The organism is Thiohalorhabdus sp. Cl-TMA (assembly GCF_041821045.1).
GTDB classification, from domain to species: domain Bacteria; phylum Pseudomonadota; class Gammaproteobacteria; order Thiohalorhabdales; family Thiohalorhabdaceae; genus Thiohalorhabdus; species Thiohalorhabdus methylotropha.
This window is the reverse complement of sequence record NZ_JBGUAW010000008.1, coordinates 62,232-86,208: the sequence shown is the minus strand read 5'-3', so window position 1 is coordinate 86,208 and position 23,977 is coordinate 62,232. Positions and strand designations below refer to the sequence as shown.

General features: G+C 67.5%; 23 protein-coding genes. 12 read left to right on the top strand and 11 right to left on the bottom strand.

The annotated features are described in order from the left end of the window. The first annotated feature begins 119 nt into the window (after positions 1-119). Together ACERLL_RS12380 and ACERLL_RS12375 are read left to right on the top strand one after the other, a co-directional pair. A complete protein-coding gene (locus tag ACERLL_RS12380) occupies positions 120-1,358 on the top strand; it encodes an EAL and HDOD domain-containing protein (protein ID WP_373656406.1) in 1,239 nt (412 codons plus the stop codon). A 134-nt stretch (positions 1,359-1,492) separates the two neighbouring features. Beyond that, a complete protein-coding gene (locus ACERLL_RS12375; protein ID WP_373656405.1) occupies positions 1,493-2,782 on the top strand; it encodes a class I SAM-dependent methyltransferase in 1,290 nt (429 codons plus the stop codon). A 24-nt stretch (positions 2,783-2,806) separates the two neighbouring features. Here ACERLL_RS12375 and ACERLL_RS12370 read toward each other — a convergent pair whose 3' ends face one another. After that, positions 2,807-3,019, bottom strand: coding sequence for a Rho termination factor N-terminal domain-containing protein (locus ACERLL_RS12370; protein WP_373656404.1), 213 nt, complete (start codon positions 3,017-3,019; stop codon positions 2,807-2,809). 135 nt (positions 3,020-3,154) lie between these two features. On the opposite strand from ACERLL_RS12370, the gene glpK reads away from it, so the two are divergent. Beyond that, positions 3,155-4,651 carry a glycerol kinase GlpK gene (gene glpK / locus ACERLL_RS12365; RefSeq protein ID WP_373656403.1) on the top strand — a complete coding sequence of 499 codons (1,497 nt, stop codon included), beginning with the start codon at positions 3,155-3,157 and terminating at the stop codon, positions 4,649-4,651. Positions 4,652-4,658: 7 nt separating this feature from the next. Here the strand turns inward: glpK and ACERLL_RS12360 are convergent, their stop codons facing one another. Next, positions 4,659-5,480 carry a class I SAM-dependent methyltransferase gene (locus tag ACERLL_RS12360; protein WP_373656402.1) on the bottom strand — a complete coding sequence of 274 codons (822 nt, stop codon included), beginning with the start codon at positions 5,478-5,480 and terminating at the stop codon, positions 4,659-4,661. A 410-nt stretch (positions 5,481-5,890) separates the two neighbouring features. Further along, a complete protein-coding gene (locus ACERLL_RS12355; protein WP_373656401.1) occupies positions 5,891-6,322 on the bottom strand; it encodes a hypothetical protein in 432 nt (143 codons plus the stop codon). A 113-nt stretch (positions 6,323-6,435) separates the two neighbouring features. Here ACERLL_RS12355 and ACERLL_RS12350 point away from each other — a divergent pair, with 113 nt between their 5' ends. Then, the gene (locus ACERLL_RS12350) at positions 6,436-6,942 is read left to right on the top strand and encodes a gamma-glutamylcyclotransferase family protein (protein ID WP_373656400.1); all 507 of its coding nucleotides are present in this window, start codon (positions 6,436-6,438) and stop codon (positions 6,940-6,942) included. 78 nt (positions 6,943-7,020) lie between these two features. Here ACERLL_RS12350 and ACERLL_RS12345 read toward each other — a convergent pair whose 3' ends face one another. After that, positions 7,021-8,418 (bottom strand): alginate export family protein, encoded by a 1,398-nt coding sequence (locus ACERLL_RS12345; protein WP_373656399.1) that lies wholly within the window; start codon positions 8,416-8,418, stop codon positions 7,021-7,023. A 362-nt stretch (positions 8,419-8,780) separates the two neighbouring features. On the opposite strand from ACERLL_RS12345, the gene ACERLL_RS12340 reads away from it, so the two are divergent. Genes ACERLL_RS12340 through rd form a run of 4 tightly spaced genes read left to right on the top strand, consistent with a single transcriptional unit; the run spans position 8,781 to position 12,333 of the window. Continuing rightward, positions 8,781-9,335: an OsmC family protein gene (locus tag ACERLL_RS12340; protein ID WP_373656398.1), complete on the top strand. Its 555-nt coding sequence runs from the start codon at positions 8,781-8,783 to the stop codon at positions 9,333-9,335. Between the two features lie 27 nt (positions 9,336-9,362). After that, positions 9,363-10,541, top strand: a complete 1,179-nt coding sequence (locus tag ACERLL_RS12335; RefSeq protein WP_373656397.1) for an acyl-CoA dehydrogenase — start codon at positions 9,363-9,365, stop codon at positions 10,539-10,541. Further along, complete coding sequence (locus ACERLL_RS12330; protein WP_373656396.1) at positions 10,538-10,933, top strand: DUF302 domain-containing protein; 396 nt, start codon at positions 10,538-10,540, stop codon at positions 10,931-10,933. Before ACERLL_RS12335 ends, ACERLL_RS12330 begins: the two co-directional genes overlap by 4 nt. After that, a complete protein-coding gene (gene rd, locus ACERLL_RS12325; protein ID WP_373656395.1) occupies positions 10,930-12,333 on the top strand; it encodes a rubredoxin in 1,404 nt (467 codons plus the stop codon). The genes ACERLL_RS12330 and rd overlap by 4 nt, the downstream gene beginning before the upstream one ends. A 123-nt stretch (positions 12,334-12,456) precedes the next feature. On the opposite strand, the gene ACERLL_RS12320 is transcribed toward rd, so the two are convergent. The 4 genes from ACERLL_RS12320 to ACERLL_RS12305 all read right to left on the bottom strand — a co-directional run bounded on the left by ACERLL_RS12320 (position 12,457) and on the right by ACERLL_RS12305 (position 17,135). Then, positions 12,457-14,040, bottom strand: a complete 1,584-nt coding sequence (locus ACERLL_RS12320) for a sigma 54-interacting transcriptional regulator (RefSeq protein WP_373656394.1) — start codon at positions 14,038-14,040, stop codon at positions 12,457-12,459. A gap of 162 nt (positions 14,041-14,202) precedes the next feature. Beyond that, on the bottom strand, positions 14,203-15,060 hold the full coding sequence (locus ACERLL_RS12315) for an ABC transporter permease (RefSeq protein ID WP_373656393.1): 858 nt from the start codon (positions 15,058-15,060) through the stop codon (positions 14,203-14,205). Then, the gene (locus ACERLL_RS12310) at positions 15,057-16,295 is read right to left on the bottom strand and encodes an ABC transporter substrate-binding protein (RefSeq protein WP_373656392.1); all 1,239 of its coding nucleotides are present in this window, start codon (positions 16,293-16,295) and stop codon (positions 15,057-15,059) included. Before ACERLL_RS12310 ends, ACERLL_RS12315 begins: the two co-directional genes overlap by 4 nt. A 21-nt stretch (positions 16,296-16,316) precedes the next feature. Further along, complete coding sequence (locus ACERLL_RS12305) at positions 16,317-17,135, bottom strand: ABC transporter ATP-binding protein (RefSeq protein WP_373656391.1); 819 nt, start codon at positions 17,133-17,135, stop codon at positions 16,317-16,319. 415 nt (positions 17,136-17,550) lie between these two features. Between ACERLL_RS12305 and cynS the strand changes: the two genes are divergently transcribed. Then, entirely contained in the window at positions 17,551-17,991 is a 441-nt protein-coding gene (cynS, locus tag ACERLL_RS12300; protein ID WP_373656390.1) for a cyanase, read from the top strand. A gap of 573 nt (positions 17,992-18,564) precedes the next feature. Here the strand turns inward: cynS and cybH are convergent. From cybH to ACERLL_RS12285, 3 genes are read right to left on the bottom strand one after another with little or no spacing between them, the layout of a single operon-like run. Next, positions 18,565-19,260 carry a Ni/Fe-hydrogenase, b-type cytochrome subunit gene (gene cybH, locus ACERLL_RS12295; protein WP_373656389.1) on the bottom strand — a complete coding sequence of 232 codons (696 nt, stop codon included), beginning with the start codon at positions 19,258-19,260 and terminating at the stop codon, positions 18,565-18,567. Positions 19,261-19,299: 39 nt separating this feature from the next. Continuing rightward, a complete protein-coding gene (locus ACERLL_RS12290; RefSeq protein ID WP_373656388.1) occupies positions 19,300-21,087 on the bottom strand; it encodes a nickel-dependent hydrogenase large subunit in 1,788 nt (595 codons plus the stop codon). Next, positions 21,084-22,157: a hydrogenase small subunit gene (locus ACERLL_RS12285; protein WP_373656387.1), complete on the bottom strand. Its 1,074-nt coding sequence runs from the start codon at positions 22,155-22,157 to the stop codon at positions 21,084-21,086. The genes ACERLL_RS12290 and ACERLL_RS12285 overlap by 4 nt, the downstream gene beginning before the upstream one ends. Positions 22,158-22,561: 404 nt before the next feature. Between ACERLL_RS12285 and ACERLL_RS12280 the strand changes: the two genes are divergently transcribed. From ACERLL_RS12280 to ACERLL_RS12270, 3 genes are read left to right on the top strand one after another with little or no spacing between them, the layout of a single operon-like run. Beyond that, the gene (locus tag ACERLL_RS12280) at positions 22,562-23,206 is read left to right on the top strand and encodes a HyaD/HybD family hydrogenase maturation endopeptidase (RefSeq protein ID WP_373656386.1); all 645 of its coding nucleotides are present in this window, start codon (positions 22,562-22,564) and stop codon (positions 23,204-23,206) included. Positions 23,207-23,248: 42 nt separating this feature from the next. Continuing rightward, complete coding sequence (locus ACERLL_RS12275) at positions 23,249-23,563, top strand: HypC/HybG/HupF family hydrogenase formation chaperone (protein WP_373656385.1); 315 nt, start codon at positions 23,249-23,251, stop codon at positions 23,561-23,563. Next, on the top strand, positions 23,560-23,967 hold the full coding sequence (locus ACERLL_RS12270; protein ID WP_373656384.1) for a thioredoxin domain-containing protein: 408 nt from the start codon (positions 23,560-23,562) through the stop codon (positions 23,965-23,967). Before ACERLL_RS12275 ends, ACERLL_RS12270 begins: the two co-directional genes overlap by 4 nt. The last annotated feature ends 10 nt before the right edge of the window (positions 23,968-23,977 follow it).

Here is a 23,977-nt window from a genome sequence, read left to right as displayed (position 1 = left end):
CGGACACCCAGGTCGGGACAATTTTCAGACACGCCTCTGGCTTGGTATGTTCCTTTTCAATATCATGCCCTAGTGGGGACGTGAATCGTCCCCTTGCAGGCCCCGAGGAGTGGGCGCCCATGGCTTCGATCTTCCTGTCGCGGTTTCCCCTGCTTGATAGAGACCAGAAGCTCGTGGGCTACGAGCTGCAGCCACGTTCCCTGCAGGCGGAGTCCGGCGGCGACGGGCGGCGGCCGGACGTCCAGGTTTTAACCGAGGCCATGGGTCGGGAGGAGCTCCCTGCTCTCGGCGGCGGTATGCCCCTCCTGGTCCCCGTTACCTCGGAAATGCTTCCCCGGCGCACCAGTCTGGGGCTCGATCCGTGGGCCCATCTACTGGAGGTTTCCGCGGAGGACCTCGTCGATTCGGGCATTCAGGGCACGCTGGACGAGTGGCGCCGAGAGGGCGGACGCGTCGCGGTGGAGCTGGGCGATCCGCTCCGGGATCCCGAGCGGGTGGGCCGCCGGGTGGATATGTACCGGATCGATGTCTCCCGCTGCGGGGACCTCAATACCCTGAGCGAATGGCTCGCGCCGCTGAAGGCCGCGGAGGTTCCCCTGGTGGCCATCGGGGTACACGACCGGGGGGCTTTCGACATCTGCCGGGACCTGGGCTGCGTGCGCTTCGAGGGCCAGTTCTTCGCGCAGCCGGTGGACGTGACCCGGGAGGCGCTGCCCGAGGAGACCACCGTCCTGTTCCGGCTCTTCAATCAGTTGGGGCGCCGCGCCGAAATCAAAGAGGTGGCCGAGACCTTCAGCGAGAACCCGGAAATCAGCGAGCGTCTGCTGCATTTCATCAACTCCGGTGCCTTCCATATCCCCAAGGAGGTGGAGAACGTCCGCCAGGCAATGGTGATGCTCGGCCAGAAGGGGCTCCAGAAGTGGGTGGCTCTGCTGCTGTACTCGGGGAACATAACCGCGGGGCTTCGGCAGCCGCTGCTGGAGGAGAGTATTGTCCGCGGGCGGAGCATGGAGCTGGTGGCGCGGGCGGGAAAGGGGGACGAGGCATTCGGCGACGAGGCGTTCATCGCCGGCGCGCTCTCCGTCATGCAGCCGCTGCTTGGCCGCCCGCTGCGGCAGCTGGTCCGCGAAATGCATCTGGACCGGGAGGTGTCCGGTGCCCTGCTCCACGGACGCGGACAGATCGGTGCCCTGCTCCGGGCGGTGATCGAGCTGCGCCAGTCCCGATCGGTCCGGGGGCCTGCCGGGCCCGAGGCCGCCCCCTTCGGCGCCGATCGCCTGCTGCCCGCCGAGGAGCAGGCGGTTCTGGAGCTGGAGGAGCTGGAGCGCTTCCACGGCTCCGACGATCCGAATTTCTGAAATATCCGCCGGCCATGCTGGGCGGACTTTCGGATGACGCCCCGCGCCAGCATGGGGCTTGCATCCTCGGATTTCCGAAGGACAAAGTAAAAGTTGCACCGTGCGGGGAAGGTGCCGGTCATAGGAGAGGGTAGATGAGACGGGATGACGATTCACCGCTCAGTTTGCCGGAGAGCGGTGGGGGAAATGTCGCCGGACCGCAGTCCGGGCGGGGTACGAGCGTACTGGGTATTGAGCGGGGGCTGGTGCGCAGACTGCTGGATACCCTGGGAGATCCGCCCTTTTCCGTGATTCTGTGGGACGGCCATCCCGTGGAGCCCGTGCCTTCGGACCCCATCGCCCGGGTGCATATCCGCGACCGCGGCGCCTTCTATCGCCTGCTCCGGCACCCCGACCTCCATTTCGGCGACGACTACGCCGCCGGCCGCATCGAGGTGGAGGGGGATCTGGCCGAGCTCCTGACCGTGGTGGACCTGACCCGGCAGCAGCGGCACGGTGCGGGCGGCGGCCGGCCCGGTCTGACCTCCCGCCTGTACCGGGCCCGCCGAAACACCCTGGCGGGCAGCCGCGAGAACATTCACCACCACTACGACCTGGGCAACGAATTCTACGCCCTCTGGCTCGACGAGGACATGCTCTACACCTGTGCCTACTTCGAGGATCCGCAAATGGGTCTGGAAGCGGCACAGCGCGCCAAGATGGATCACGTGGCCCGCAAACTGCGCCTGGAGCCGGGGCAGACCGTGGTGGAGGCCGGCTGCGGCTGGGGCTCGCTGGCGCGGCACTTGGCCCGGGAGTTCGGGGTAACCGTCAAGGCCTTCAACATCTCCACCGAGCAGATCGCCTACGCCCGGGAGCAGGTCCGGGCCGAGGGCCTGGAGGACCGCGTCCAGTTCATCCAGGATGACTACCGCAACGTGACCGGGACCTACGACGCCTTCGTGTCCGTGGGCATGCTGGAGCACGTGGGTACCGACCACTACCGCGAGCTGGGAGGGGTGATCGACCGGGTGCTGAGCGAGGGGGGGCGGGCCCTGGTGCACTCCATCGGCCGCAACCGCCCCATCGGGCCCATGAACCCCTGGATCGAGCGGCGCATCTTCCCCGGCGCCTACCCGCCTGCCCTCTCCGAGACCACGGAGATCTTCGAGCCGTACAATTTCTCCATCCAGGATGTGGAGAACCTGCGGCTGCACTACGCCCTGACCCTGGAGCACTGGCTGCAGCGCTACAATGCCCACGAGGAGGAGGTTCGGCGGCGCTTCGGGGAGAAGTTCGTGCGGGCCTGGCGGCTCTATCTTTCCGGCTCCATCGCCGCATTCCGCTCGGGCAGCCTGCAGCTCTTCCAGCTGGTGTTCAGCCGGCCCACGGACAACGAGCTGCCCTGGACCCGGCACTACCTCTATCCCGGCGCCGGGGGATGAAATCCCGCGGGGGAGGCCCGTCCCCTAGGGAGAAAGCCCGCCGCGCTTCCGGGCCTGCCTGAAGCAGTCCTCCCGCCAAAGACAGGCCGGCTGGTCGCAGTAGCCGGCCTCGGCGGAGGCGAAGCAGTCGAAGTTGCCCTCCGCCCGCTGAATACGGTGGATGAGCTCGGCCTTGCGGGCTTTCGCCGGCTTGATACCCTTCCTCCGGGCGATTGCCCGGATCTCCGTCATGTCCATGATTAACCTCCCCGGATGATCGTTCGGGCGGGCGCGGAGGCGCCGCCGCATCGCAGGTGCTCATCCAATCTATACACCATCGGCCCCGCATGGGTAGGGTGGCCAACAATGGCATCCACGGAGGGAGTAGGGGCGATGAGCCGAGTCATTCTGGCCCTGGATCAGGGCACCACGGGAAGCACGGCCCTGGTATTCGACCGCCGGGGCGAGGCGGTGGGCCGCGCCTATCAGGAGCTTATCCAGTCCTATCCCCATCCCGGCTGGGTGGAGCACGACCCCGAGGAGATCTGGCGGGGTAGCCTGCGGGTCATGGCAGCGGCGTTGGCGAACGCAGGCGTTGCCGGCCGGGACGTGGCCGCCATCGGCATAACCAACCAGCGCGAGACCACGGTGGTCTGGGACCGGGCCAGCGGCGCCCCGGTGCATCCTGCCATCGTCTGGCAGAGCCGCCAGACGGCGGGCATCTGCCAGGAGCTGCAGGAAGCGGGGCTAGAGCCTTTTTTCCGGGAACGGACCGGACTGGTGGTGGATGCTTACTTCTCCGGAACCAAGATCCGCTGGATCCTCGACCGCTATCCGGAGGCCCGGAGAAAGGCCGAGGCGGGCGAGGTGCTGTTCGGCACCGTGGAGACCTGGCTGCTCTGGAAGCTCACCGGCGGGGCGGTGCATGCCACGGAGCCCACCAACGCCTCCCGCACCCTGCTGTACAACATCCACCGACGGGAATGGGATCCCGAGCTGCTTGAGGCGCTGCGGGTGCCAGCCGCCATGCTGCCCGAGGTGCGCCCGAGCGCGGGGGAGCTCGGCCGGACGGTGGCCCTGGAGGGGCTGCCGAGCGGCATCCCCATCGCCGGCATGGCCGGGGATCAGCAGGCCGCCCTGTACGCCCAGCAGTGCTGGGAGCCGGGCCAGGCGAAGAACACCTACGGGACGGGCTCGTTCGTGCTCATGAATATGGGGGACCGGCACCCCATAAGCAGCCACGGCCTGCTGACCACCCTCTGCTGCGACGCCGACGGGCGTCCCGCCTACGCCCTGGAGGGGGCGGTTTTCGTAACGGGGGCGGCGGTGCAGTGGCTGCGCGACGGGCTCGGCATCGTTGAGGACGCCTCGGAGACGGAGGCCCTGGCCGCCAGCCTAGCGGACAACGAGGGGGTCTATCTGGTGCCGGCTTTCGCCGGGCTGGGGGCGCCTTATTGGGACATGGAGGCGCGGGCGGCCCTTCTCGGCATGACGCGGGGTACCGGGCGCGCCCACCTGGCCCGGGCCGCTCTGGAAAGCATGGCCTACCAGACCCGCGACGTAATGGACGCCATGAACGCCGACGCCGAGACGCCGGTGGCCGAGCTGCGCGTGGACGGCGGCGCGTCGGCCAACAATCTACTGATGCAGTTCCAGGCCGATATTCTGGGCGTGCCCGTGGACCGGCCGCGCCTGGTGGAGACCACGGCCGCCGGGAGTGCCTTCCTGGCCGGCCTGAGCGTGGGCTTCTGGTCGGGTACCCGGGAGCTGGCCGGTGCCCGCAGCCGAGAACGCCTGTTCGAGCCGCGCATGGAGGCGGCAGAGCGGGAACGGCTCTATTCGGGCTGGCGGGAGGCGGTGGCGCGAATCCGCCACGGGCCCTCTTCCTGAGCTGGTCTCAGCCCTCCATCACCACCTGGACCACCCGTATACGGTCCTCCTCCAGGTTGCGCAGCATGTTGGCTGCCATCTCCCGCATGTCCGGCCCCAACAGGATGTGCAGGCCGAGCGGCGGCGGGCCGTTCTCCCGGACCCGGTCCAGCATGGCCGAGAAGAAGGCCGCCGCCGGGCTGGTGGCGTCATTCCAGTAGCGGACCTCGAGCCCCCGGGCGCGGAGGTCCACCTCCAGGTTCTCGGCGGTGGTCAGGTGGCTGATCTCCGGGCTGCGCGCCCAGGGCACCGGGAAATGCACAGTACCGCCGCGGCCCGCCACGATCTCGTACATGGCCAGGCGCCCGCCCGGACGCAGGACGCGCCGGATTTCCCCATACAGACTGTCCTTGTCCGCCACGTTCATGGACATGTGCTGCGTCCAGACCCCGTCGAAGGCATTGTCTTCGAAGGGCATGGCCTGCGCGTCCCCCTGCCGGTATTCCACCCGCTTCGCCAGCCCGACCCGTTCGGCGAGGGTGCGAGCCAGCGCGCAGTACTCGCTGGTCAGGTCCAGGCCCGTGACCCGGCAGCCGCATTGCCGAGCAAGCTGGCGGGAGGGCCCGCCGATGCCGCTGCCCACGTCGAGGACGTGGTCTTCGGCGCTGAAGCCGGCCAGGTGGATCATCTCGCGGGTAGCCTCGGCGCCTCGGATGTGGAATTCGTCCACGGGCGCCAAGTCGTCCGGGTGGAGGTGGGCGGGATCAAGACCGGCGGCTTCCAGTGCCTGGAACAGGGCGCTTTCCAGGTCGCCGCGGGTGTAGTGGGATTCTACGGTTGTTTGGGACATGGTGGCGTCTCCAACGCAGTCGATACATATTCAGGTTCCGATGAACACCCGGCCATGTCCAGGGCGGAGCGGTGCCCGGCGGGCGGGTCTTCCCCGTTCCCGTGGATGCCATACCCGGGGGCAGAATGGCCAAGGTTCGGATGGCGGACCTCGGCGGGGACCAAGCGATCCTGCTGGCCATGCGGAGCAACGAGGACGACACCCGCACCGCCTATGACCGGGTCAGGGACCGGAATGATCTGCCCGAACCGGCCCGCGGGCTGGTAGAGCGGAACCGGGAGGACGAGCGTCGTAACCGTGCGTGGATCGAGGAGACCCTGCGGGGCATATACGCGGAAGGATTCGGAGCTCGTAGCTCCCACCGGGCGGCGGCCCCGCCGCCCTTTTGGCGGACCCGGCCGGGAGGCGGTCTAGCGGATCAGGAGCGCCTGACCAGGGCGCCGCCGGGTGCCCCGAATCTTGGGACCCTTGGTCGCGGCCCGGCGCACCAGCGGATCCTCGTCGGCCAGCAGCCGGTTACGCTGCCCCTCGGTCAGCTGCGGGCTGCGGGCGATGAAGTAGCGCAGATTGGGGTCACGGTCGCGGACGCAGCGCTCCACCTGTTCAGGCCCGAGGTCGCCGCGGCGGGCGCAGTTCAGGCGGACGGTCTGATTGGGGTCCGCGAGCAGGGCGGCCACTTCGTCGCCGCTCAGGTCCATCCGCCGCGCGAAGTATGCCTTCACCTGGGCATCCTGGTCCTCGAGAATGCACGGGCGCCAGCGGGGATCCAGGTCGGCCCGCAGGACCAGCTCGGTCCGCTCGGCCACGGGGATGCGCTTGTATTCCTTGAGCAGCTCGGACACCGGCTATTCCTCCGAGGGCGGGAAGGGGGCCAGTTTGCCGCCCCGGCGTCGTTCCGGCAATCGCCCGCGCTTCTGTTATCCTGAGGGTCCCTCGGACCCAAGACGGAGGAACCGTGTCTACGCTCCATTACCTGGCCTTCGGCTCCAATCTCCATCCGCTCCGGCTCGGCGAGCGGGTACCCTCCGCCCGGCTGCTGGGCCGGGTGGACCTGTCGGGCTATCAGCTTGCTTTCCATAAGCGCGGATACGATGGCTCCGGGAAAGGGAACCTGGTTTATACCGGGGATTCGGGGGACCGGGCGTTCGGAGCCCTGTTCGAGATAGCGGCCGGGGAAAAGCCCGATCTGGATGCCGTGGAGGGGGAGGGGTACCGGGACGACCGCATGGAGGTGCAGGTGAACGGCCGCCGCTACTCCGCGTTCGTGTATCTGGGCGAGGAGGACTTCATCGAACCGGACCTGCCGCCCTACGACTGGTACCGGGATATCGTCTGGCACGGCGCCCGCTACCAGGGCGCTCCGGCGGACTACCTGGACCGCATTGCCGCGGTTTCCTGCATGGCGGACCCGGATCCGGACCGCCGGGCGCGGTGCGAGGCACTGCTGGCGCGCCTGAAGTAACAGCGGCTCCTTCGCTCGTCTGCCGGACGGAAACGGGGCCGGCAGGTGCCGACCCCGTGCGCGGATCATGCCCGCCTGCTAGAAAACCGTGTTCACCATCCCGTAGAAGAAGGTCGGGTCGGCGCCGTCCTCGATGCTCCCCAGCTCCACGATGCCATCGTCGCTGAAGAACTTGGAGTAACCGAACAGGAAGACCGCCTTGGGGTGGGCCTTGTAGGCCACGGTCAGGTCGATCTCGTTGCCGAGACTTTCTTCCACCCCCGACGGGGCGTCGGCCAGGGCGAAGTTGTGGGCCTTGAGAAACACCCCGGTGTCCGGCCGCGGCTTGAAGTGCAGCGACAGATTGGCGTCGCGCAGGCCGTGCCGGTTGGTGTCGGCGGCCGGCGAGATGAGGAAGTAGTCCATGAAGCCGTAGTAGGCGTGGTTGGTGGAATACAGGGTGCTGAACGCCTCGTAGTCGCCGTCGTTGGGGTCCTTGTCTCCGGACAGGTAGTCCACCCCGCCCCAGATCAGCGGCCGTCCGGCCGCCTCGCCGAAGCTGTAGCCCAGATAACCCGTCCCCATGTAGGCGCTGATGTCCTGATTGCCGCCGTCGGGACCGAGATCCCCGCGCTGCAGATAGCCCTCCACCCGGTAATACAGCCCCGGATCCTTCACGTAGCCCATGGCCATGGGCGGAAAGGGCGACAGGTAGCCGCCTTTCGCGTCGGTATTCACCAGGAAGAAGCCGGCCGTGTGGCGTTCGGCCCCGGGCCGGGCACCTCCCTCTAGGAGGGACGCGGAGTAGGGCACGGCGGCGAAATCCTCGTCATAGACGTAGGTCAGCTCCAGGCGGCTGTTGCCGCCCACCACGCCGTCGCCGCGGTAGTGGGCGATGTAGGCCTGCTGGTCGGCGGTCTTGTCCCCGGCGGGCAGGGGGCCCCCGGCGCCGGTGGCGCCGCCGTAGTCCTCCCCGGCCAGCACCAGGCCGTAGGCGCTTACGGCGTGGCTGCCGCTGCTCCAGCGCAGTCGGGCGCCGTCAAAGGAGCGTCCGCGCTGGGACCAGACGAAGTTGCCGATCAGACGGTGGTCGGCGAGGGCTTGCTCGAAGCGGCCCAGGCGTAGGCTCAAGGCCTCGCTCAGGTCCCAGTCCAGATAGGCCTGGTGGAGCGACTGGTTGGCCGGGGTCTTGTTGAGGTCCACGGCTGCGCCGGTGTCGTTGTCGCCGAAGATGCCCACCTTCTGGGGCTGCAGGAAGACCCGCAGATCGTCCCCGAAGCGGAAATCCAGATTGACGCGTGCCCGGTAGTTGGTGAACCGGTCGATGCCCTCGTCGGCCGGGAAGGGGTAGCTCTGGTGGCGAACCCGGAACTGGGCGCCGATATCCAGGTTGGTGTCCTCGTCATCGATGGTGATGCCCGCGCTCGCAGCGGGGGCCGCCAGGATGCCGGCGGCGAGGATGCTGCATGCGGGGCGGAAATGCCAGCCATTGCCCATGGAGATGCTCCTCCTGATGAGGGTTGCGGTGCACGAGACGGCTCGGAGGCCGCTTCTCCCAATACAACCGGCGTGCCACGCAGTTATCTTTTTGATATTTAATATGAAAATTTCTGGAGGGCGGCGATCAGGTGAGCTGTGCTTGGCGTCAATGGCCACATTGTCTGCAAGTGCGGCGGGCGGCGACTACTGCTCGAATTGTCGACAATGGTAACTTTTCGCGCTTTCCGAGCCCCTTGGAAGCCTCCAGAGATTATGTATAAGTTCATGATATAAAATATAAAAATAATATGGCACGAGACCTGCTATCGGAGGGGTGCCGGCAAGGCATTTCCATAATTTTCCGATAGGAGGAGATTCCCATGTCCGAACCCACCGAAACCGCCGCCGTCACGCTCTCCGGCAGCCCCCTGGCGCCCATCGACAAGGGCGGGCTGGACGGGCTGGTGGCCAAGGGCAAGGCGGACCCCACCCGGGTGGCCACCCTCAAGAACCACACCGTCTGCGAGGGCCGGTTCCGGCATCTCAACTATGTCCGCGACCTCCCCGCCCACGTCGTCGACGAGCCGCCGCACCTGCTGGGCGACGACACGGCGCCCAACCCCTCGGAGGCCTCCTTGGCAGCACTGGGCTCGTGCATATCCGTGGGCATCCATGCCAACGCGGTGGCTCGGGGCATTTCGCTCACCAAGCTGGAGCTCTATCTGGAGGGCGACGTCAACGTGACCTCCGTCTGGGGGGCGGGGGACCAGTCGGAGAAGCGGCTCGGCTTCACCGACGTCCGCATCAAGGTGGATCTCGACGGCGACGTGAGCCGCGAGGAGCTGGAGGATCTGGTGCACCACGCCGACTACTGGTCCCCGGTGGCCAATACCTTCCGCAATCCGGTCAACACCGAGATCGGCCTGGCCGACTAGGTCACACCTCGTAAAGGAGGGAACGGTATGACCGACGTCACCGAAGTCCGTACCGGCAGCGCCGGTCCGAAGGTGGCGGGGGAATCGGGGCCCGAGGGCCCCGGGCTCCTCCCCGCTGTCAATACGGTGGTCGCCGACGTGCTCCGGCCCCAGACCGTGGCCATCGATTGCGCGGGCCGCTATCCGGGAGACGTCATGCAGGCGCTGGGCAAGGCGGGGGCGTTCACACCGCATCTCGCCTCCCAAAATCCCGTGGGCGAAATGGATTTGCGCGGCAGCATCGAGGCCATGACCGCGGTTTCCGCCGAATGCCTGTCCACCGGCTTTCTCACCTGGTGCCAGGACACCTGCGCCTGGTACGTGGAGAACACCGACAATGCCCGCCTAAAGGCCGCCATGGCCGGCCCCCTCGCGCGGGGCGAGGTGATGGGCGGAACCGGGCTTTCCAATCCCATGAAGTATTTCTCCGGCATCGAGCCGTTACGCCTGAGCGCCGTGGAAGAGCCGGGCGGGTTCCGCATCAACGGCCTGCTGCCGTGGGTCAGCAACCTGGGCGAGGACCACTATTTCGGCGCGGTGTTCCGGGTCGAGGGCCCCGAACCGCGGGAGGTCATGGCCATCATCCCCTGCCGCACCGAAGGGCTGACCCTTTCACAGAACACGGAGTTCGCGGCGCTCGAAGGGACGGCCACTCTGGCCTGCCGCTTCGACGACGTCTTCCTGCCCCGTTTCTGGGTGCTGGCGGACCCGGTGGGTCCCTTCCTGCAGCGTGTCCAGCCCGGCTTCGTGCTCCTGCAGATGGGCATGGGCCTGGGAATGGTGCAGGGCTGCATCGAGCTCATGCGCGAGGTGGAGCCGCGTCTGGCCCACGTCAATTGCTACCTGGAGGACCGTCCGGACGAGCTGGCCGAGGAGGCGGAGGACCTGCAGGCGGCCACGGCCGCGCTGGCACGGGATGGCCACCGGGTGGATCCGGAATTCATGCGTGAGGTACTCCAGCTGCGGCTCGCCGGGGGCGAGCTGGCCCTGCGGGCGGCCCACTCCGCCATGCTCCATACCGGGGCTAGCGGTTATCAGGCGAAGTCCGCGGCCCAGCGCAAGCTGCGGGAGGCCTACTTCGTGGCCATCGTCACCCCCGCCATCAAGCATCTGCGCAAGGAGATCGCCGAGCGCCTTTCGGCCCGTCAGCAGGAGGCCGCCGCATGATCCGCCATTCCACCCGCCTGCCTCCGGGGGAGGCTCTCGAGCGCCTGCACGCGGCCATCGAGGAAGCCGACATGCGGCTGGTGAGCCACATCAACGGCCAGGCCAAGGCTGCCCTGGTGGGCGTGGAGGTCCCCGCCGATCAGATCCTGGAGGTCTTCCGGCCCGACTACGCCGTGCGGGTATGGCGGGCCTGCAAACCGGCCGGCATCGAGATCCCGCTGCGCATCCATGTCTACCAGGAGACGGCGGACGGACCAACGCATGTCGCCTGCCGTCCGCCCCTGGAGGCCTTCACCCCCTACGGCTCTGCGGAGCTGGACGCCATCGGCGAGGAGCTGAATCCGGTCTTCGAGGGCATCCTGGCCGCGGTTCCGGAGGAGATCACCCCATGAGCGAACCCTATCGCCGTTACATCTGTCTGGTCTGCGGCTACATTTACGATGAGGCCAAGGGCGACTCCGACAGTGGCCTGGCCCCGGGCACCCGATTCGAGGACATCCCCGAGGATTGGTATTGCCCCCTGTGCGGCGTCGGAAAGGCCGACTTCGTTCCGCTCGAGGACCCGCCGGATACCGCCGGACCCGGGGCCGCGGCGCTCCCGGGGAACGACGAGGGCCCCGATCCGGAGGGCGTGGTGATCGTGGGCGCCGGGGTGGCCGGCTGGTCGGTGGCGGAGGCCCTGCGCCGTGAGGATGCGGGGCGTTCCATAACCCTGGTGGCCGCCGATGATGCCGCCGTCTACTCCAAGCCGGGCCTGTCCAACGCCCTGGCGGCCGGCCGGGCGCCAGGCGAACTGGTGGAGGCCTCGGGCGCCGAGAAGGCAGCGGAGCTCGGCGTGCGCCTGGAAGCGTTCACGCGCGTGCTGGCCGTGGATGCCGGGCGGCGCCGGGTGATCACCCCTTCCGGGGGGCTTCCCTACGGGGAGCTCGTGCTGGCCACGGGCGCGCGCTCCGTGCCGCCGCCCCTGGGCGGCGATGGCGCGGGGGAGGTGCGCACGGTGAACAGCCTTACCGACTATCGACAGCTCCGCGCGGCCCTTGCCGAGAAGCGCCGCGTCACCGTACTGGGTGCCGGCCTGGTGGGAACGGAGCTGGCCGAGGACCTGAATGCTGGGGGCTTCGAGGTGACCCTGGCCGATCCGGCGCCCACTCCCCTGGCACGCCTTCTCCCCGAGCCCCTGGGGGACCGCTTGAAGGAAGCCCTGGCCGCCTCGGGTATCGAAGTATGCTGCGGCACTCCGGTCGCCGAGGTACGCCGGGAAGGGGCCGGATACGTGATCAAGGGCGGCGACGGCACGGAATGGCCGACGGACCTGGTGATCGCCGCGGCCGGGCTGGAGCCGGTGCTGGAGCCGGCGCGCTCCGCCGGTGTGGAGGTGGGCCGCGGTATCCCGGTCGACCGCTCCATGCGCACCTCGGATCCCCGCATCCTGGCGGTTGGGGACGGCGCGGAGGTGGCGGGCCAGTGCTACGCCTTCATCGAGCCCATCCAGCGCCAGGCGCGGGCTGCCGCGGCCACTCTGGCCGGTCGCGAGGCGCCCTTCGTGCCCCTGCCGCCGCTGATCCGGGTAAAGACCCCCAGCTTGCCGCTGGCGGTCTGCCCGCCAGCCCCCGGTTTAGTGGGACGTTGGGAAGAGGAGGAGCGCTCGGGGGGCGACAGCCTGCTGTTGCATTTCGACGGCGACCGGGTCACCGGGCTCGCCGCCAGCGGGGCCTTCACGGAGCGTGCGGGTGGCCTGTACCGGCGGCTCCGCAAGGAGACGGAGCACGTCGAGGACCCGGCGCTCTCCTGAAAGCCCGTTAAGCTCCGCCCCCCGGCCCCGGGTCCATCCCGGGGCCGATGGGCTTCCTCCGCAGGCCTCTTTCCCCTCGCGTCCGCATGGCCAGCGCCCCTGCCGGCTCCGGATCCTTTCTGCTCAGGCCTCCAGCCCCAGCTTCTCCAGCCGATAGCGCAGCTGCCGTGGCGTCAGGCCGAGCATCAAGGCGGCCTGGGTCTTGTTGCCGCCGCACTGACGGACCGCCGCGAGCAGGCGCGCGCCCTCGTTGGGGTCCACCCGGGCGTAGGGCCGCACCCCGCCCGCGGTCTGCCCCGGGCCGGGCGAGCCCGCCTGCGCGGCGTCGCCGGAGGTCCCGGTGTGGTGGATCCGGCTCTCCTCGGCGAGGATGGTGTCCATCAGCCGCGCGGAGATCAGCGGGCCCTCCGCCATGAGGGCCGCCCGGTGGATTAGGTTCTCCAGCTGGCGCACGTTTCCCGGCCAGCTCTGGCTGGCCAGGCGGTCGAGCACGCCCTGGCCGAGCTCCACCTCGCGGTCGAACTCGGCGTTGGCGGAGGCCAGGAAATGGCGGGCCAAGGCCGGGATGTCCTCCGTGCGCTCGCGCAAGGGGGGCAGGTGCACCGGGAAGACATTGAGGCGGTAGTAGAGGTCCAGCCGGAAGGTGCCGCCGTTCACCGCCGCGGCCAGGTCCTGGTGGGTGGCGGTGACGATGCGGACGTCCACGGGGATGTCCCGGGTCCCCCCGACCCGGTGGACGACGCGCTCCTCTAGGACCCGGAGGAGCTTGCTCTGCATGTCCAGGTCGAGCTCGGCGAGCTCGTCCAGGAACAGCGTGCCGCCGTCCGCCAGCTCGAACTTCCCCCTCTTGGTGGCCACGGCACCGCTGAAGGCGCCTTTCTCGTGACCGAACAGCTCCGATTCCAGCAGCTCTTCCGGGATGGCCGCGCAATTGAGCGCCACGAAGGCTTGGTCGCGGCGGTTGCTCGCCGCGTGCAGCATGCGGGCGAATTTCTCCTTGCCGGTGCCGGTTTCGCCCAGGAGCATCACCGTGGCTCGGGTGTTGGCCACGTGTCGGGCCTGGCGCAGGGCCTTGCGCAGGGCGCGGCTGGTGCCGATGAGGCCATGCTCGGCACCGGTGTCGTCCACGCTCGGCTCCACGGCGGTCTCCGCGGCGAGCTCGATGGTGGACTCGGAGATCAGATGGTGGAGGCGCAGGATCTGGGCGATCAGGGTGGCCACGATCTCCAGGATGTTGAGGTCGGCCCGGAAAGGGCGCTCCCGGTGCCGCAGGCGGTGCACGGCCAGTACGCCCACCACTTCCTCCTCCAGGAGGATGGGCACGGCGATGTAGGCCACCGTTTCCGGGGGCAGGATGGAGCGGTCCACGGCGCGGCGCAGATAGCCGGGCTCGTTGTCGATGTCCTGCACCAGGCCCACTTGGCTGGTCTCCATTACCTGGCCGGTGATGCCCTCGCCGCGGCCGTAGACGCCGCGTGCCCGCTCCTGGGGCGTGAGTCCGTAGGCGAACTGGATGCGCAGGGTGGCGGTCTCCGGCTCGGGAAGCAGGACCCGGCCGCGGTTGAGCCCCAGCAGCTCGGAGAGCAGGCGCAGGATGCGATCGATGGCGTAGCCGGGTGGGTGGCTGTGGCCCACCAGCTTGGAGGCCTCGCGCAGCACCAGCATCTCGGAGTCGGATTGGACGCAGTGGCCGTTACCGCGGTTCATGGGGAATGCTCCTTGAAGGCTTCGGGTCGGCGTTCCCGCCTCCCCGGGCTTTGCAAGGACCGTTCCTGTGCGTCAGGACTTCAGGAGGGCAGGCAACCGGGGGCAGCGCGCCCCCGGCTGGTGCATGCGGCGGGTGATCGCCCGCATCTGGTGCGTCGGTGGTCAGGCCTCGTGGCGCCAGCTGAACCGCCGGATGAGAAGCAGGCAGAGACCGTCGAGCAGGAAGCCCATGGTGCCGATAACCACCACGATGGCCGACAGCGTGGCGTAGGAGAGGGTATCCCGGGCGTCGTTGATGGCGTAGCCGAGGCCGGAGGTGACCCCGAGGAATTCCGCCGGGACCAGCACGATCCAGGCCACGCCCACGGCCATGCGGATGCCGCTGAAGATGTCCTGGGCGATGGCGGGCAGGATGATGCGGCGAAGCATCTGCAGGTGCTCGGCCCCCATGTTGCGGGCCACCTTGAGCCACAGTGGATCGATGCGCTGGACGCCGTGCGCCGTGGAGAAGGTGATGGGCCAGACCGCCGCTACGGCGATGAGGAATACGATGGCCTGATTCCAGGTGGCGAATACCAGAACGGCGATGGGCATCCAGGACAGGGGGCTGATCATACGCAGGAACTGAAAGGGCACGTGGGTGATCTCGCGCAGGGTGCGGAAATAGCCCACGGCCACCCCAAGGGGCACGCCGATGGCCGCCGCCCACAGCAGGCCGAGGCCGAGGCGGTAGAAGCTGGCCCAAATGGCCTCGTACAGTGAGGCCGACCACACTAGGTCCCATAGTGCGGCGAAGGTGGGACCGGGCGCGAAGCCGGCGAAGGGGGCCGTGGCCGGGTCGGCGGCCAGCAGGTAGCCCCCGAGCCACCAGAAGGCGAGGAGCACGGCGAGCCCCACCGCGGTGTAGAGGCCGCGGCTCAGCCAGGGCGAGTGGAAGACGAGCCCGGCCAGGCGGGCCCCGCTTCGGGGGCCCGCCTGGCCGGCGCGCGCCGACGGCGAAGTGGGCGCGAGCGTGCTCATAGGGAAATCACCTCCTCCCGCTTGAACGGGCTCTCCATGTCGATGCCCGGGGCGTTCTCCCAGCCCCGGATCTGCTTCATGGCCCGCTCCACATAGCGGTACTCCACCAGGTCATTGGCGACGAAATCCGGGTCCAGATCGTTGAGGAAGGTGGTGTCGCCGCCCACCTTGGTCTTGGTCATGGCCTCCACGATGAAGCGGGTGGCCGAAGGGAAGGGGTAGGGCTGGAAGTCGATCCGGCCGTTGTCCCATTCCGGGTGGTGGATGGCGTCGGGCTCGGCATAGTCGGCGTCGGCGTAGCTGGTCATGGCGCGCTTCACCACGTTGGCCGGCATGGGCAGGTAGCCCTCGCCATCCTTGGAGAGCAGATGAGCCACCTCGGCCTTGTTCTGCTGCGCGTAGATCTGGGCCTTGACCACGGCGTTGGTGACCTTTTGCGACCACTCCGGCTTGGTTTCGAGGGCGTTTTCGTTCATGCACACCACACAGCACGGGTGGTTGCGCCAGATGTCGCCGGTGAAGCGCAACATCTTCGCCCCGGCCAGCAGCTCCCCGGCAGCGTTGAATGGCTCCGCCACGATGTAACCGTCGATCTTGCGCGAGGCCAAAGCGGGCGCCATGTCCGGCGGCGGCATGATGGAGAGGTTCACTTCGTCCGGTGCGAGCTCGGCGTTCATGTCCTTGAGCACCGGCTTCAGCCCGGCCTCGCGGAGTCCCATCTGCAGGATGATATTGTGCTGGGAATACCAGTAGGGGACGGCGATCTGACTGCCGCCGAGGTCGGCGAACCGCTGGGCGTCCATGTGCCGGCCCACCACCAGCCCCGAGCCGTTGATATGGGCCCAAGCGGTGATCTTCACCGGGAAATTGTTGTTGTAGCGCATCCATACCGGGATGGGCTTGAGCAGGTGGACCAGATTGAACTTGCTCGCGGAGAAGCCCTCCACCAGCGGCGACCAGCCGCGGATGAGCGTGGGCGCTTCGGCTTTCAGGCCTTCCTGCTTGAAGAAGCCCTTGGCGTAGGCCACCAGCAGGGCGGTGGCGTCGGTGATGGGCAGATAGCCGATGCGGACCACTTCGTCGTCGGGTACCGCGGCTCGGGCCATGCGCGCGGGCAGCGACAATCCCGAAGCCAGCAGTCCGCCGGCGGCGAGGGAATCCAGCATGAAATCCCGGCGGCCCATCTCGTGATCGAACAGGTATCCGTGGTCATCGGTGTCGGTCGGCTTGGTCATAAGGTGCTCTCCTGTTGGGGGTCAGACGGCGCGGCGAATGGGGGGCGGCTGCGTGTCGGCTGACGGCGTCTCCGCAGCCTCGTTTCCGGATTGCAGGCCGCTGGCGGCTTCGAAGCGGTGCATGAGGCGTTCCCGTACCCGGGAGAATTCCGGGGCGTGACGATTGCGGGGAAAGGCCAGGGGGATCGGCTCCTCGCCGAGCACCCGGCCGGGGTTCTGGGCCATGACGAAGACCCGGTCGGCCATGGCCACCGCTTCGTCGATGTCGTGGGTGATCAGCACCATGGTCAGGTCCTGGTCCGCGGCGATCTGAGCCACGTCGTCCTGGAGCGCGCCGCGCGTGAAGGTGTCCAGCGCGGAGAAAGGCTCATCGAGGAGGAGCAGCTCCGGTTCCAGGCTCAAAGAACGGGCCAGGGCCACCCGCTGCTGCTGTCCCCCGGACAGGGATTGAACCGGGGCGTCCCGCCGGTCGCCGAGGCCCACCAGCTCCAGGAAGCGGTCCACCCGGTCCTCCATGCCCTCCGTGCGGCCGGCGAACAGGCAGCCCAGCCGCACGTTCTCCCGCACATTGAGCCAGGGATAGAGGCAGGCCTTTTGGAACATCAGGTTCCAGCGGGCATTGGGACGGGTGACCTGCCGGTTGTTGATGCGGACCACGCCCTCGCTGGGAAGCAGCAGGCCCGCCATCATCTGCAGGAGGGTGGTCTTGCCGCAGCCGCTGCGGCCGACGAGGGCCACCCGCTCCCCGGCCTCGATTCTCGCGTCCACGCTGCTGAGAGTGGGCTCCCGATGCCCCCGGAAGGTATGGGAGACATAGTCGATGGTCACTGTTGCGCTCATTGCGGCATCCCCGATTGAAGTGGGCTGACCGGGGCTCTGCAGCAATTGTGCCATGATTGAATATGCGGTGGATTGCAGGCCTGACCGGTAAAACCGGAAGTTTTCCGGGTAACGGAATGGACATTGTCAACAATGGCCTGGTGGTCTTGCGCTTTACCGGGCAACGGAAAGTGTATGCACCAGACAGGTGCGATCATGGGAGGGATGCGCAAGATTCCAGGGCAAACGGCGTCGGCGAGGCTTTTGGGGCTGCCAGCCAGATTGGGGTTTTGGGCGGGTTAGGGCCGCGTTCGCGGGGATGGCACAGAAGGTGCAATCGAGGGGATGGAACGGCTCGCCGACCGGGCCGAAAACGGCAACCCGCTCGCCCGTCCGGGGCGGTTCGGAGGGGCGGAAGCAAGGAGAGGACGCTGCCATGGATAAGCTGGCAATGACCGAGGCCGTCATGGCCGCCAAGGCCGACAAGGGCCTGACCTGGGAAACGCTCGCCGGCGAGGTGGGGCTCAATCCGGTCTTCGTGACCGCCGCCGCCCTCGGCCAGAGCAGCATGCCGCGCGAATACGGGGAGCGGCTCGCGGGTGCCCTGGGACTTTCCGGAGAGGTGGTGGACGCGCTCGCTGTCTGCCCCATGAAGGGGACCGACCAGACCGTGCCCACCGATCCCCTGATCTACCGTTTTTACGAGATCATGCAGGTATACGGAACGTCCATGAAGGAGGTCATCCACGAGAAGTTCGGCGACGGCATCATGTCGGCCATCGACTTCACCCTGGACGTGGACCGCCAGGAAGACCCCAAGGGCGACCGCGTGGTGGTGACCATGAACGGCAAGTTCCTGCCCTACAAGATCTGGTAAGCCGCTGTCCGGCCCCGGCTCCCTCCCTCTACGGGGCTGAACGCCGCCGGCGAAGTCCGCTTCGCCGGCTTTTTTGCGTCCGCCGAGTCTTCGGACACAAAAAAGGGCCGGGTTGCCCCCGGCCCGCACTTCCACGGCACCAGCTTCGGTACGCGGTCTTCAAGCCTTCGACGCCGGCTCCGGCGTCCACGGCACGGCCACCCCCGGAAGGGTGCTCCCGTTCCAGGGAATTGATGGCTCAGCCCGTCACTTCCTTGGAGTTTGCCGAGTGCGGATGGTTTCCCAGGCAATTCCAGTCCGTGCATAGGCAAGGACCCATCGGGGTTCTGCGGCTCGGCAGGGCTATGCGAGTGCCATGCCAAAATCTATGTATTTGAAAATAAATGAATTCTTCTATGGTGCCGGGCGGTCAATGGCTACATTTGCACCAAATTGTGGCCAGATTGGCTAATGGCGGCCCGGAGCGGTGCCTGGGCGGTCTGTCCGGAAGGGGGCGCGAACATCGGTGGGAAACGGAGAGGCCCCGGTCCGGGCCGGACGGGGCCATTGGCTCCGGTTGTGTGGAGGCGGGTGCTATTCCGGCGGTTTTCCGTCCCGGAAGGTGCGCCAGCCGCTGATCATGGTGCTGACCATGCTCTGCCGGGACAGGAGCTCCTCGCGGATGGCCGCGTACACGTGGCCGATGACGAAGGCCACGATGAGCCACATGCCCAGGTGGTGGAGGGTGTGGGTGGGCTGGCTGCCGCCGAGCAGCGGAATGACCCAGCCGAACAGGGCATCCTGCCAGCTGCCCTTGCCGGTGCCCTCGCTGTAGAGGGCGAAGCCGGTGAGGATCATGAAGCCGGTCCCCAGAACGAACAGCACCAGCATGGAGGCCTGGGCCAGCGGATTGTGTCCCACGAACTTGCGGGGCGAGCGCTCCAGGAGGGCGTACCAGCGCAGCTCGTAGCGGAAATCCCGCCACCAGGAGGCGCTCCGCAGCGGCAGGTGGAACATCTGCCGAGCGTGGTGATTGCCGACCAAGGCCCAGTAGATCCTGCCCAGGAAGCCCACGGCGAGCACGTAGCCGGCGGCGAAATGGAGGAAGCGAATGGTCCCCATCAGATAGTGGTCGCTGGCCTCTCCCGGCCCGGCGAAGGGCGGACTGCCGATGAAGTAGCCGGAAACGGCCAGCACCACGATAGCGGCGGCGTTGACCCAGTGCCAGAGGCGCACCGGGGCCTCGAAGACGTACACCGAGGACGGCCGGGCTTCCGCGTTCCCGTTCATGCCAAACCTCCCGTTTTTGGTCCGGGGGTGCGGGGGCGCCTAGCGCACCTGCACCCGAGAGAGCTCATCGCCGTCCTCGGCCATGACGTGCGTGGAGCACGCCAGGCAGGGATCGAAGCTGTGCAGGGTGCGCAGGATCTCCACCGGCTCTTCGGGGCGGGCCATGGGCGTGTTCATGAGCGCGGCCTCGAAGGCGCCGATGTTGCCCTCCGGATCCCGGGGCGAGCCGTTCCAGGTGGTGGGCACCACCGCCTGGTAGCTGGCGATCTTGCCGTCGGCGATCTCGATCCAGTGCCCCAGGGCCCCCCGCGGCGCCTCCGACTGGCCCACGCCTTTCGCCCGCTTGGGCCAGGTGGCGGGGTCCCACTTCTCGATGTTGGCGGTGGAGCTGTCCCCGGCCTTGATGTTGGCGATCAGCTTGTCGTGGAAATAACGCATCTTGTGGGCCGCCCAGGAGGCCTCCAAGCCGCGTGCCGCGGTGCGCCCCAGGGTGGAGAACAGGGCCTCGAAGGGCGCACCGAGATCGGACAGGAACTTGTCCGTGGGCTCCTTGAACTCGGGATTCCCCTGGGCGTAGCCGATGATGTAGCGGGACAGGGGGCCCACCTCCATGGCGTGGCCCTGCCAGCGGGGCGCCTTGATCCAGGAGTATTTCCCGGCCTCGTCCAGCTCCTCGATGTTGGTGCTCGTGCCCTTGGTGTTGGCGCCCAGAGTGAAATCCGGCTCCGTGATGCCCTCCCAGGGGTGGAGGCCCCGGGACTCGTCGGGGTAGGAGAACCAGGAATGGGCCACGTACTCCTTGATCTGGTCCGGATCGCGGAGGTCCACCTCGTGGATCTTGGAGAGGTCGCCGTCGACGATGGCGCCGTGCGGCATCAGATGGCTGTCCGGGTCGTTGGCGCGGTCCGGGATGTCGCCGTAGGCCATCACCGCCTGCGACGAGATCCCGCCGCCGTACAGCCAGTCCTTGTAGAAGCCGCCGATGGCCAGCAGGTCCGGGATGTAGACCTTGTCCACGAACTCGATGGTGCGGTCGATGATGGAGGACACCAGATTCAGCCGCTCCATGTTGATGGCGCCCACCGCGCCCGTGTCGTGCACGTTGATGGCGCAGGGCATGCCGCCCACCAGCCAGTTGGGATGGGGGTTCTTGCCACCGAAGATGGTATGGACCTTGACGATCTCCTTCTGGAAATCGAGGGCCTCCAGGTAGTGGGTAACCGCCATGAGGTTCGCCTCGGGCGGCAGCTTGTAGGCGGGGTTCCCCCAGTAGCCGTTGGTGAATGGCCCCAGCTGCCCCGACTCCACGAATTTCTTCAGGCGGTTCTGGATGTCGCGGAAATACCCGGGCGACGATTTGGGCCAGGAAGAGTAGCGCTGGGCGAGCTCCGAGGTGGCCTTGGGACTGGCCTCCAGGGCATTGAGCACGTCCACCCAGTCCAGGGCGTGGAGATGGTAGAAGTGCACCAGGTGATCGTGGATCTGCAGGGCCAGCTGCATGAGATTGCGGATGGAGTTGGCGTTGTCGGGGATCTCGATCCCCAGGGCGTCCTCCACTGCCCGGCAGGAGGTCAGGGCGTGGGTGCCGGTGCAGACGCCGCAGATGCGCTCGGTGAAGGCCCAGGCGTCGCGCGGGTCGCGCCCTTTCAGGATGACCTCCAGGCCCCGCCACATGGTGCCCGTGGAAACCGCATTGCGGATCACACCGGCGTCGTCCACGTTTACCTCGCAGCGCATGTGGCCTTCGATGCGGGTGACCGGGTCGACGACGACCCGGCGTCCGCTGTCGTCGAGCTGGAAGCCGTTGGGGGTCTCGGTCTTACTCATTCTTCAGTCTCCTCCTTGGACCGGGCTTTCCGGACCGCGCTGGCGGCGGCGTGCGCGGCGGCACCGACACCCACGGCGCCGGCGGCCACGGCGCCCACCGTGTCGGCGTTGGATTCGATGCCGAACCCGGGGATGGTGGTCAGGCGGTCGTAGAAGGACCCCTGGTCCCAGAAGTTCTCCTCCGAACAGCCGATGCAGCCGTGCCCGGACTGAATGGGGAAGGAGGTTCCGCCGTTCCAGCCCACCGTGGAGCAGGCGTTGTAGGTGGTCGGGCCCTTGCAGCCGAGCTTGTAGAGGCAATATCCCTTGCGGGCCCCTTCGTCGTCCCACTCTTCGGCGAACTGGCCGGCGTCGAAATGGGGGCGCCGGTAGCACTTGTCGTGGATGCGCTGGCCGTAGAACATCTTGGGCCGGCCCTGGCGGTCCAGCTCGGGCAGGCGCTCGAAGGTCAGCATGTAGGTGATCACCCCGGTCATCACCTCGGCGATGGGCGGGCAGCCCGGTACCTTCACGATGGGCTTATCGGTGATCACCTTGTGGATGGGGGTGGCCTGGGTGGGATTGGGCTTGGCCGCCTGCACGCAGCCCCAGGAGGCGCACGACCCCCAGCTGATGATGGCCTTGCAGTCGGCGGCCGTCTCGCGGAGCTGCTCCACGAAGGGGCGGCCGCCGGAGATGCAGGACATGCCCTCCTGGTTGAGGGGCGGATTGCCCTCCACCGCCAGGATGTAATTGCCCCGGTACTTCTCGCGCACGTCCTGGAGGATGGCCTCGGCCTGATGCCCGGCGGAGGCCATGAGGGTGTCGTCGTAGTCCAGGGAGATCATGGACAGGACCACATCCTTGGCCAGCGGATGGGCGGACCGAATGAAGGATTCGGAACAGCAAGTGCATTCCAGCCCGTGCAGCCAGAGCACCGGTGTCCGGGGCTTGGTCTCCATGGCATGGGCGATGCGTCCGGAATAGGCGGGGCCCAGGCCCAGCGCCGCGGCGGTAAGGCTGCAGTATTTGAGAAAGCTGCGCCGGGTGATTCCCTGCCGGCGCATCACGTCGTAGAAGGTCTCCGTCATCGTGCTCCTCCCTGACAAGCGTTGTGCTCCGGGGGCGAACCGGAATTTTCCGGTCCTGAGCACCTTTCGTGCCATCGAAATTAATCCCTTTAAAACAATCTATTAGTTTTTGTTCGGGAGCGTGGGCGGCGGGCAAGGCGGAAAGGCCGCTTCCGCCGGGGGCGCGGAAGCGGTAATGGGGTGATCAGCTTCCGGCGTCTTGATCCGAGCCACCACGCCCGAAAGGCATGGAAGGTAAATTTCCGGTTCGGGATATTTATGAAAAGATAGCTTTCAGTTCGGAATGGATGGATCACGGCGCCATACATTAAAAAATCAATAAAACAGTGCTTTATGTGGGATTGAACGAGTGGCACGGCCGTTGCCTTACTCCTGGTGTCGGGAATTTTTCAGGGAGCGCGCTAATGGGGCAGGCCGGACACATATTGGTTCTGGGCATCGGCAATCTGCTGTGGGCGGACGAAGGGTTCGGGGTCCGGGCCGTGGAGTATCTGCAGCGCAGCTACCGCTTCCCCGAGGAGGTGACCGTGCTCGACGGCGGCACCCAGGGGCTGAATCTGGTGGGGCCGGTGCGCGAGGCGGATGTGCTGGTGGTGCTGGACGCGGTGGATTTCGGCAGCGCGCCTGGCACGCTCCATCGGGTCCGGGATGAGGAGGTGCCCCAGTTCCTGGGCGCCAAGAAGATGAGCCTGCACCAGACCGGATTCCAAGAGGTACTGGCCACGGCGGAGCTGCTCGGGGATCCGCCAGGCTCCATGTTGTTGGTGGGCGTGCAGCCGGAGGTGCTGGAGGATTACGGGGGCAGCCTGACGGACACGGTGGCCGCGCAGCTGGAGCCGGCGGTGGTGGAAGCGGTGGAGTACCTCCGCGCTTTCGGCGTCGAGCCCCTGCCCCGGTCCGCCGAGCCGGAGGAGGAGGCCGGGAAGCCGGCGGCCGCCCTGGCCCGGAGTGCCTACGAGGAGGGGCGGCCGGGGCCGGAGGAGGCCTGCCGGTTCGGCGATGCCCGCTTCCTGCCGTTGACCGGCGGGCCGAACGGTGCAGCCGAGTAGCCGGTCCGCGGAATTCCACCCCGAAAAGGAGGAAGGGCGCCCATGTGTATTGGCCAGCCCATGCAGATCCAGGAGCAGCAGCCGGGTCGGGCCCTGGTGGCCGGGCGCGGGGAGGAGCGCTGGGTGAGCACCCTGCTGGTAGACGACCCCGGGCCGGAGGCCTGGGTACTGGTGCACCTGGACGCCGCGCGCCAGGTGCTGTCGGCGGAAGAGGCGGCCCGCGTGGGTGCAGCCCTGGACGGGCTGGAGGCGGCCCTGCGCGGGGAGTCCGTGGATGCCTACTTCCCCGACCTCGTGGACCGGGAGCCACCGCTTCCGGATTTCCTGCGCGATCAATATCCGGAGGATTCGCAATGAGCACGCCACTGATTCGGCGCCTCACCGAGGAGCTGGGGCTGCCCCTGCTGGATCGCGACGGGGCCGACGAATTCCTGGGCGCCGGCGGCGAGTGCGTCCTGTTTTTCACGGGGGATCCGGGGCGCTACAAGGAGGCCGATGACGTAGCCGTGGTGCTTCCGGAGCTTCTCAAGGAGCTCGGAGGGCACCTGCGTGCGGGCGTGGTGGCCCGTGAATCGGAGAAGGAGCTGGAAGCCCGCTACGGCTTCGCGGTATGGCCGGCCCTGGCCTTTTTCCGGGACGGCTGCTACCTCGGCGCCATCAGCCGGATGCAGGACTGGGACGTCTATCTCCGGCGGATTCCGGAGATCCTGGCGGTGCAGCCGGACAGCCCCGACCTGCGCCTGAATTACCAAGCGGATTGAACGGCAAGGC

Excerpts from the sequence above, each read along its gene's own strand:
- ACERLL_RS12380 (WP_373656406.1), top strand. The coding sequence starts at position 120 with ATGGCTTCGATCTTCCTGTCGCGGTTTCCCCTGCTTGATAGAGACCAG.
- ACERLL_RS12375 (WP_373656405.1), top strand. The coding sequence starts at position 1,493 with ATGAGACGGGATGACGATTCACCGCTCAGTTTGCCGGAGAGCGGTGGG.
- ACERLL_RS12370 (WP_373656404.1), bottom strand. The coding sequence starts at position 3,019 with ATGGACATGACGGAGATCCGGGCAATCGCCCGGAGGAAGGGTATCAAG.
- glpK (WP_373656403.1), top strand. The coding sequence starts at position 3,155 with ATGAGCCGAGTCATTCTGGCCCTGGATCAGGGCACCACGGGAAGCACG.
- ACERLL_RS12360 (WP_373656402.1), bottom strand. The coding sequence starts at position 5,480 with ATGTCCCAAACAACCGTAGAATCCCACTACACCCGCGGCGACCTGGAA.
- ACERLL_RS12345 (WP_373656399.1), bottom strand. The coding sequence starts at position 8,418 with ATGGGCAATGGCTGGCATTTCCGCCCCGCATGCAGCATCCTCGCCGCC.
- ACERLL_RS12340 (WP_373656398.1), top strand. The coding sequence starts at position 8,781 with ATGTCCGAACCCACCGAAACCGCCGCCGTCACGCTCTCCGGCAGCCCC.
- ACERLL_RS12335 (WP_373656397.1), top strand. The coding sequence starts at position 9,363 with ATGACCGACGTCACCGAAGTCCGTACCGGCAGCGCCGGTCCGAAGGTG.
- ACERLL_RS12330 (WP_373656396.1), top strand. The coding sequence starts at position 10,538 with ATGATCCGCCATTCCACCCGCCTGCCTCCGGGGGAGGCTCTCGAGCGC.
- rd (WP_373656395.1), top strand. The coding sequence starts at position 10,930 with ATGAGCGAACCCTATCGCCGTTACATCTGTCTGGTCTGCGGCTACATT.
- ACERLL_RS12320 (WP_373656394.1), bottom strand. The coding sequence starts at position 14,040 with ATGAACCGCGGTAACGGCCACTGCGTCCAATCCGACTCCGAGATGCTG.
- ACERLL_RS12315 (WP_373656393.1), bottom strand. The coding sequence starts at position 15,060 with ATGAGCACGCTCGCGCCCACTTCGCCGTCGGCGCGCGCCGGCCAGGCG.
- ACERLL_RS12310 (WP_373656392.1), bottom strand. The coding sequence starts at position 16,295 with ATGACCAAGCCGACCGACACCGATGACCACGGATACCTGTTCGATCAC.
- ACERLL_RS12305 (WP_373656391.1), bottom strand. The coding sequence starts at position 17,135 with ATGAGCGCAACAGTGACCATCGACTATGTCTCCCATACCTTCCGGGGG.
- cynS (WP_373656390.1), top strand. The coding sequence starts at position 17,551 with ATGGATAAGCTGGCAATGACCGAGGCCGTCATGGCCGCCAAGGCCGAC.
- cybH (WP_373656389.1), bottom strand. The coding sequence starts at position 19,260 with ATGAACGGGAACGCGGAAGCCCGGCCGTCCTCGGTGTACGTCTTCGAG.
- ACERLL_RS12290 (WP_373656388.1), bottom strand. The coding sequence starts at position 21,087 with ATGAGTAAGACCGAGACCCCCAACGGCTTCCAGCTCGACGACAGCGGA.
- ACERLL_RS12285 (WP_373656387.1), bottom strand. The coding sequence starts at position 22,157 with ATGACGGAGACCTTCTACGACGTGATGCGCCGGCAGGGAATCACCCGG.
- ACERLL_RS12280 (WP_373656386.1), top strand. The coding sequence starts at position 22,562 with ATGGGGCAGGCCGGACACATATTGGTTCTGGGCATCGGCAATCTGCTG.
- ACERLL_RS12275 (WP_373656385.1), top strand. The coding sequence starts at position 23,249 with ATGTGTATTGGCCAGCCCATGCAGATCCAGGAGCAGCAGCCGGGTCGG.
- ACERLL_RS12270 (WP_373656384.1), top strand. The coding sequence starts at position 23,560 with ATGAGCACGCCACTGATTCGGCGCCTCACCGAGGAGCTGGGGCTGCCC.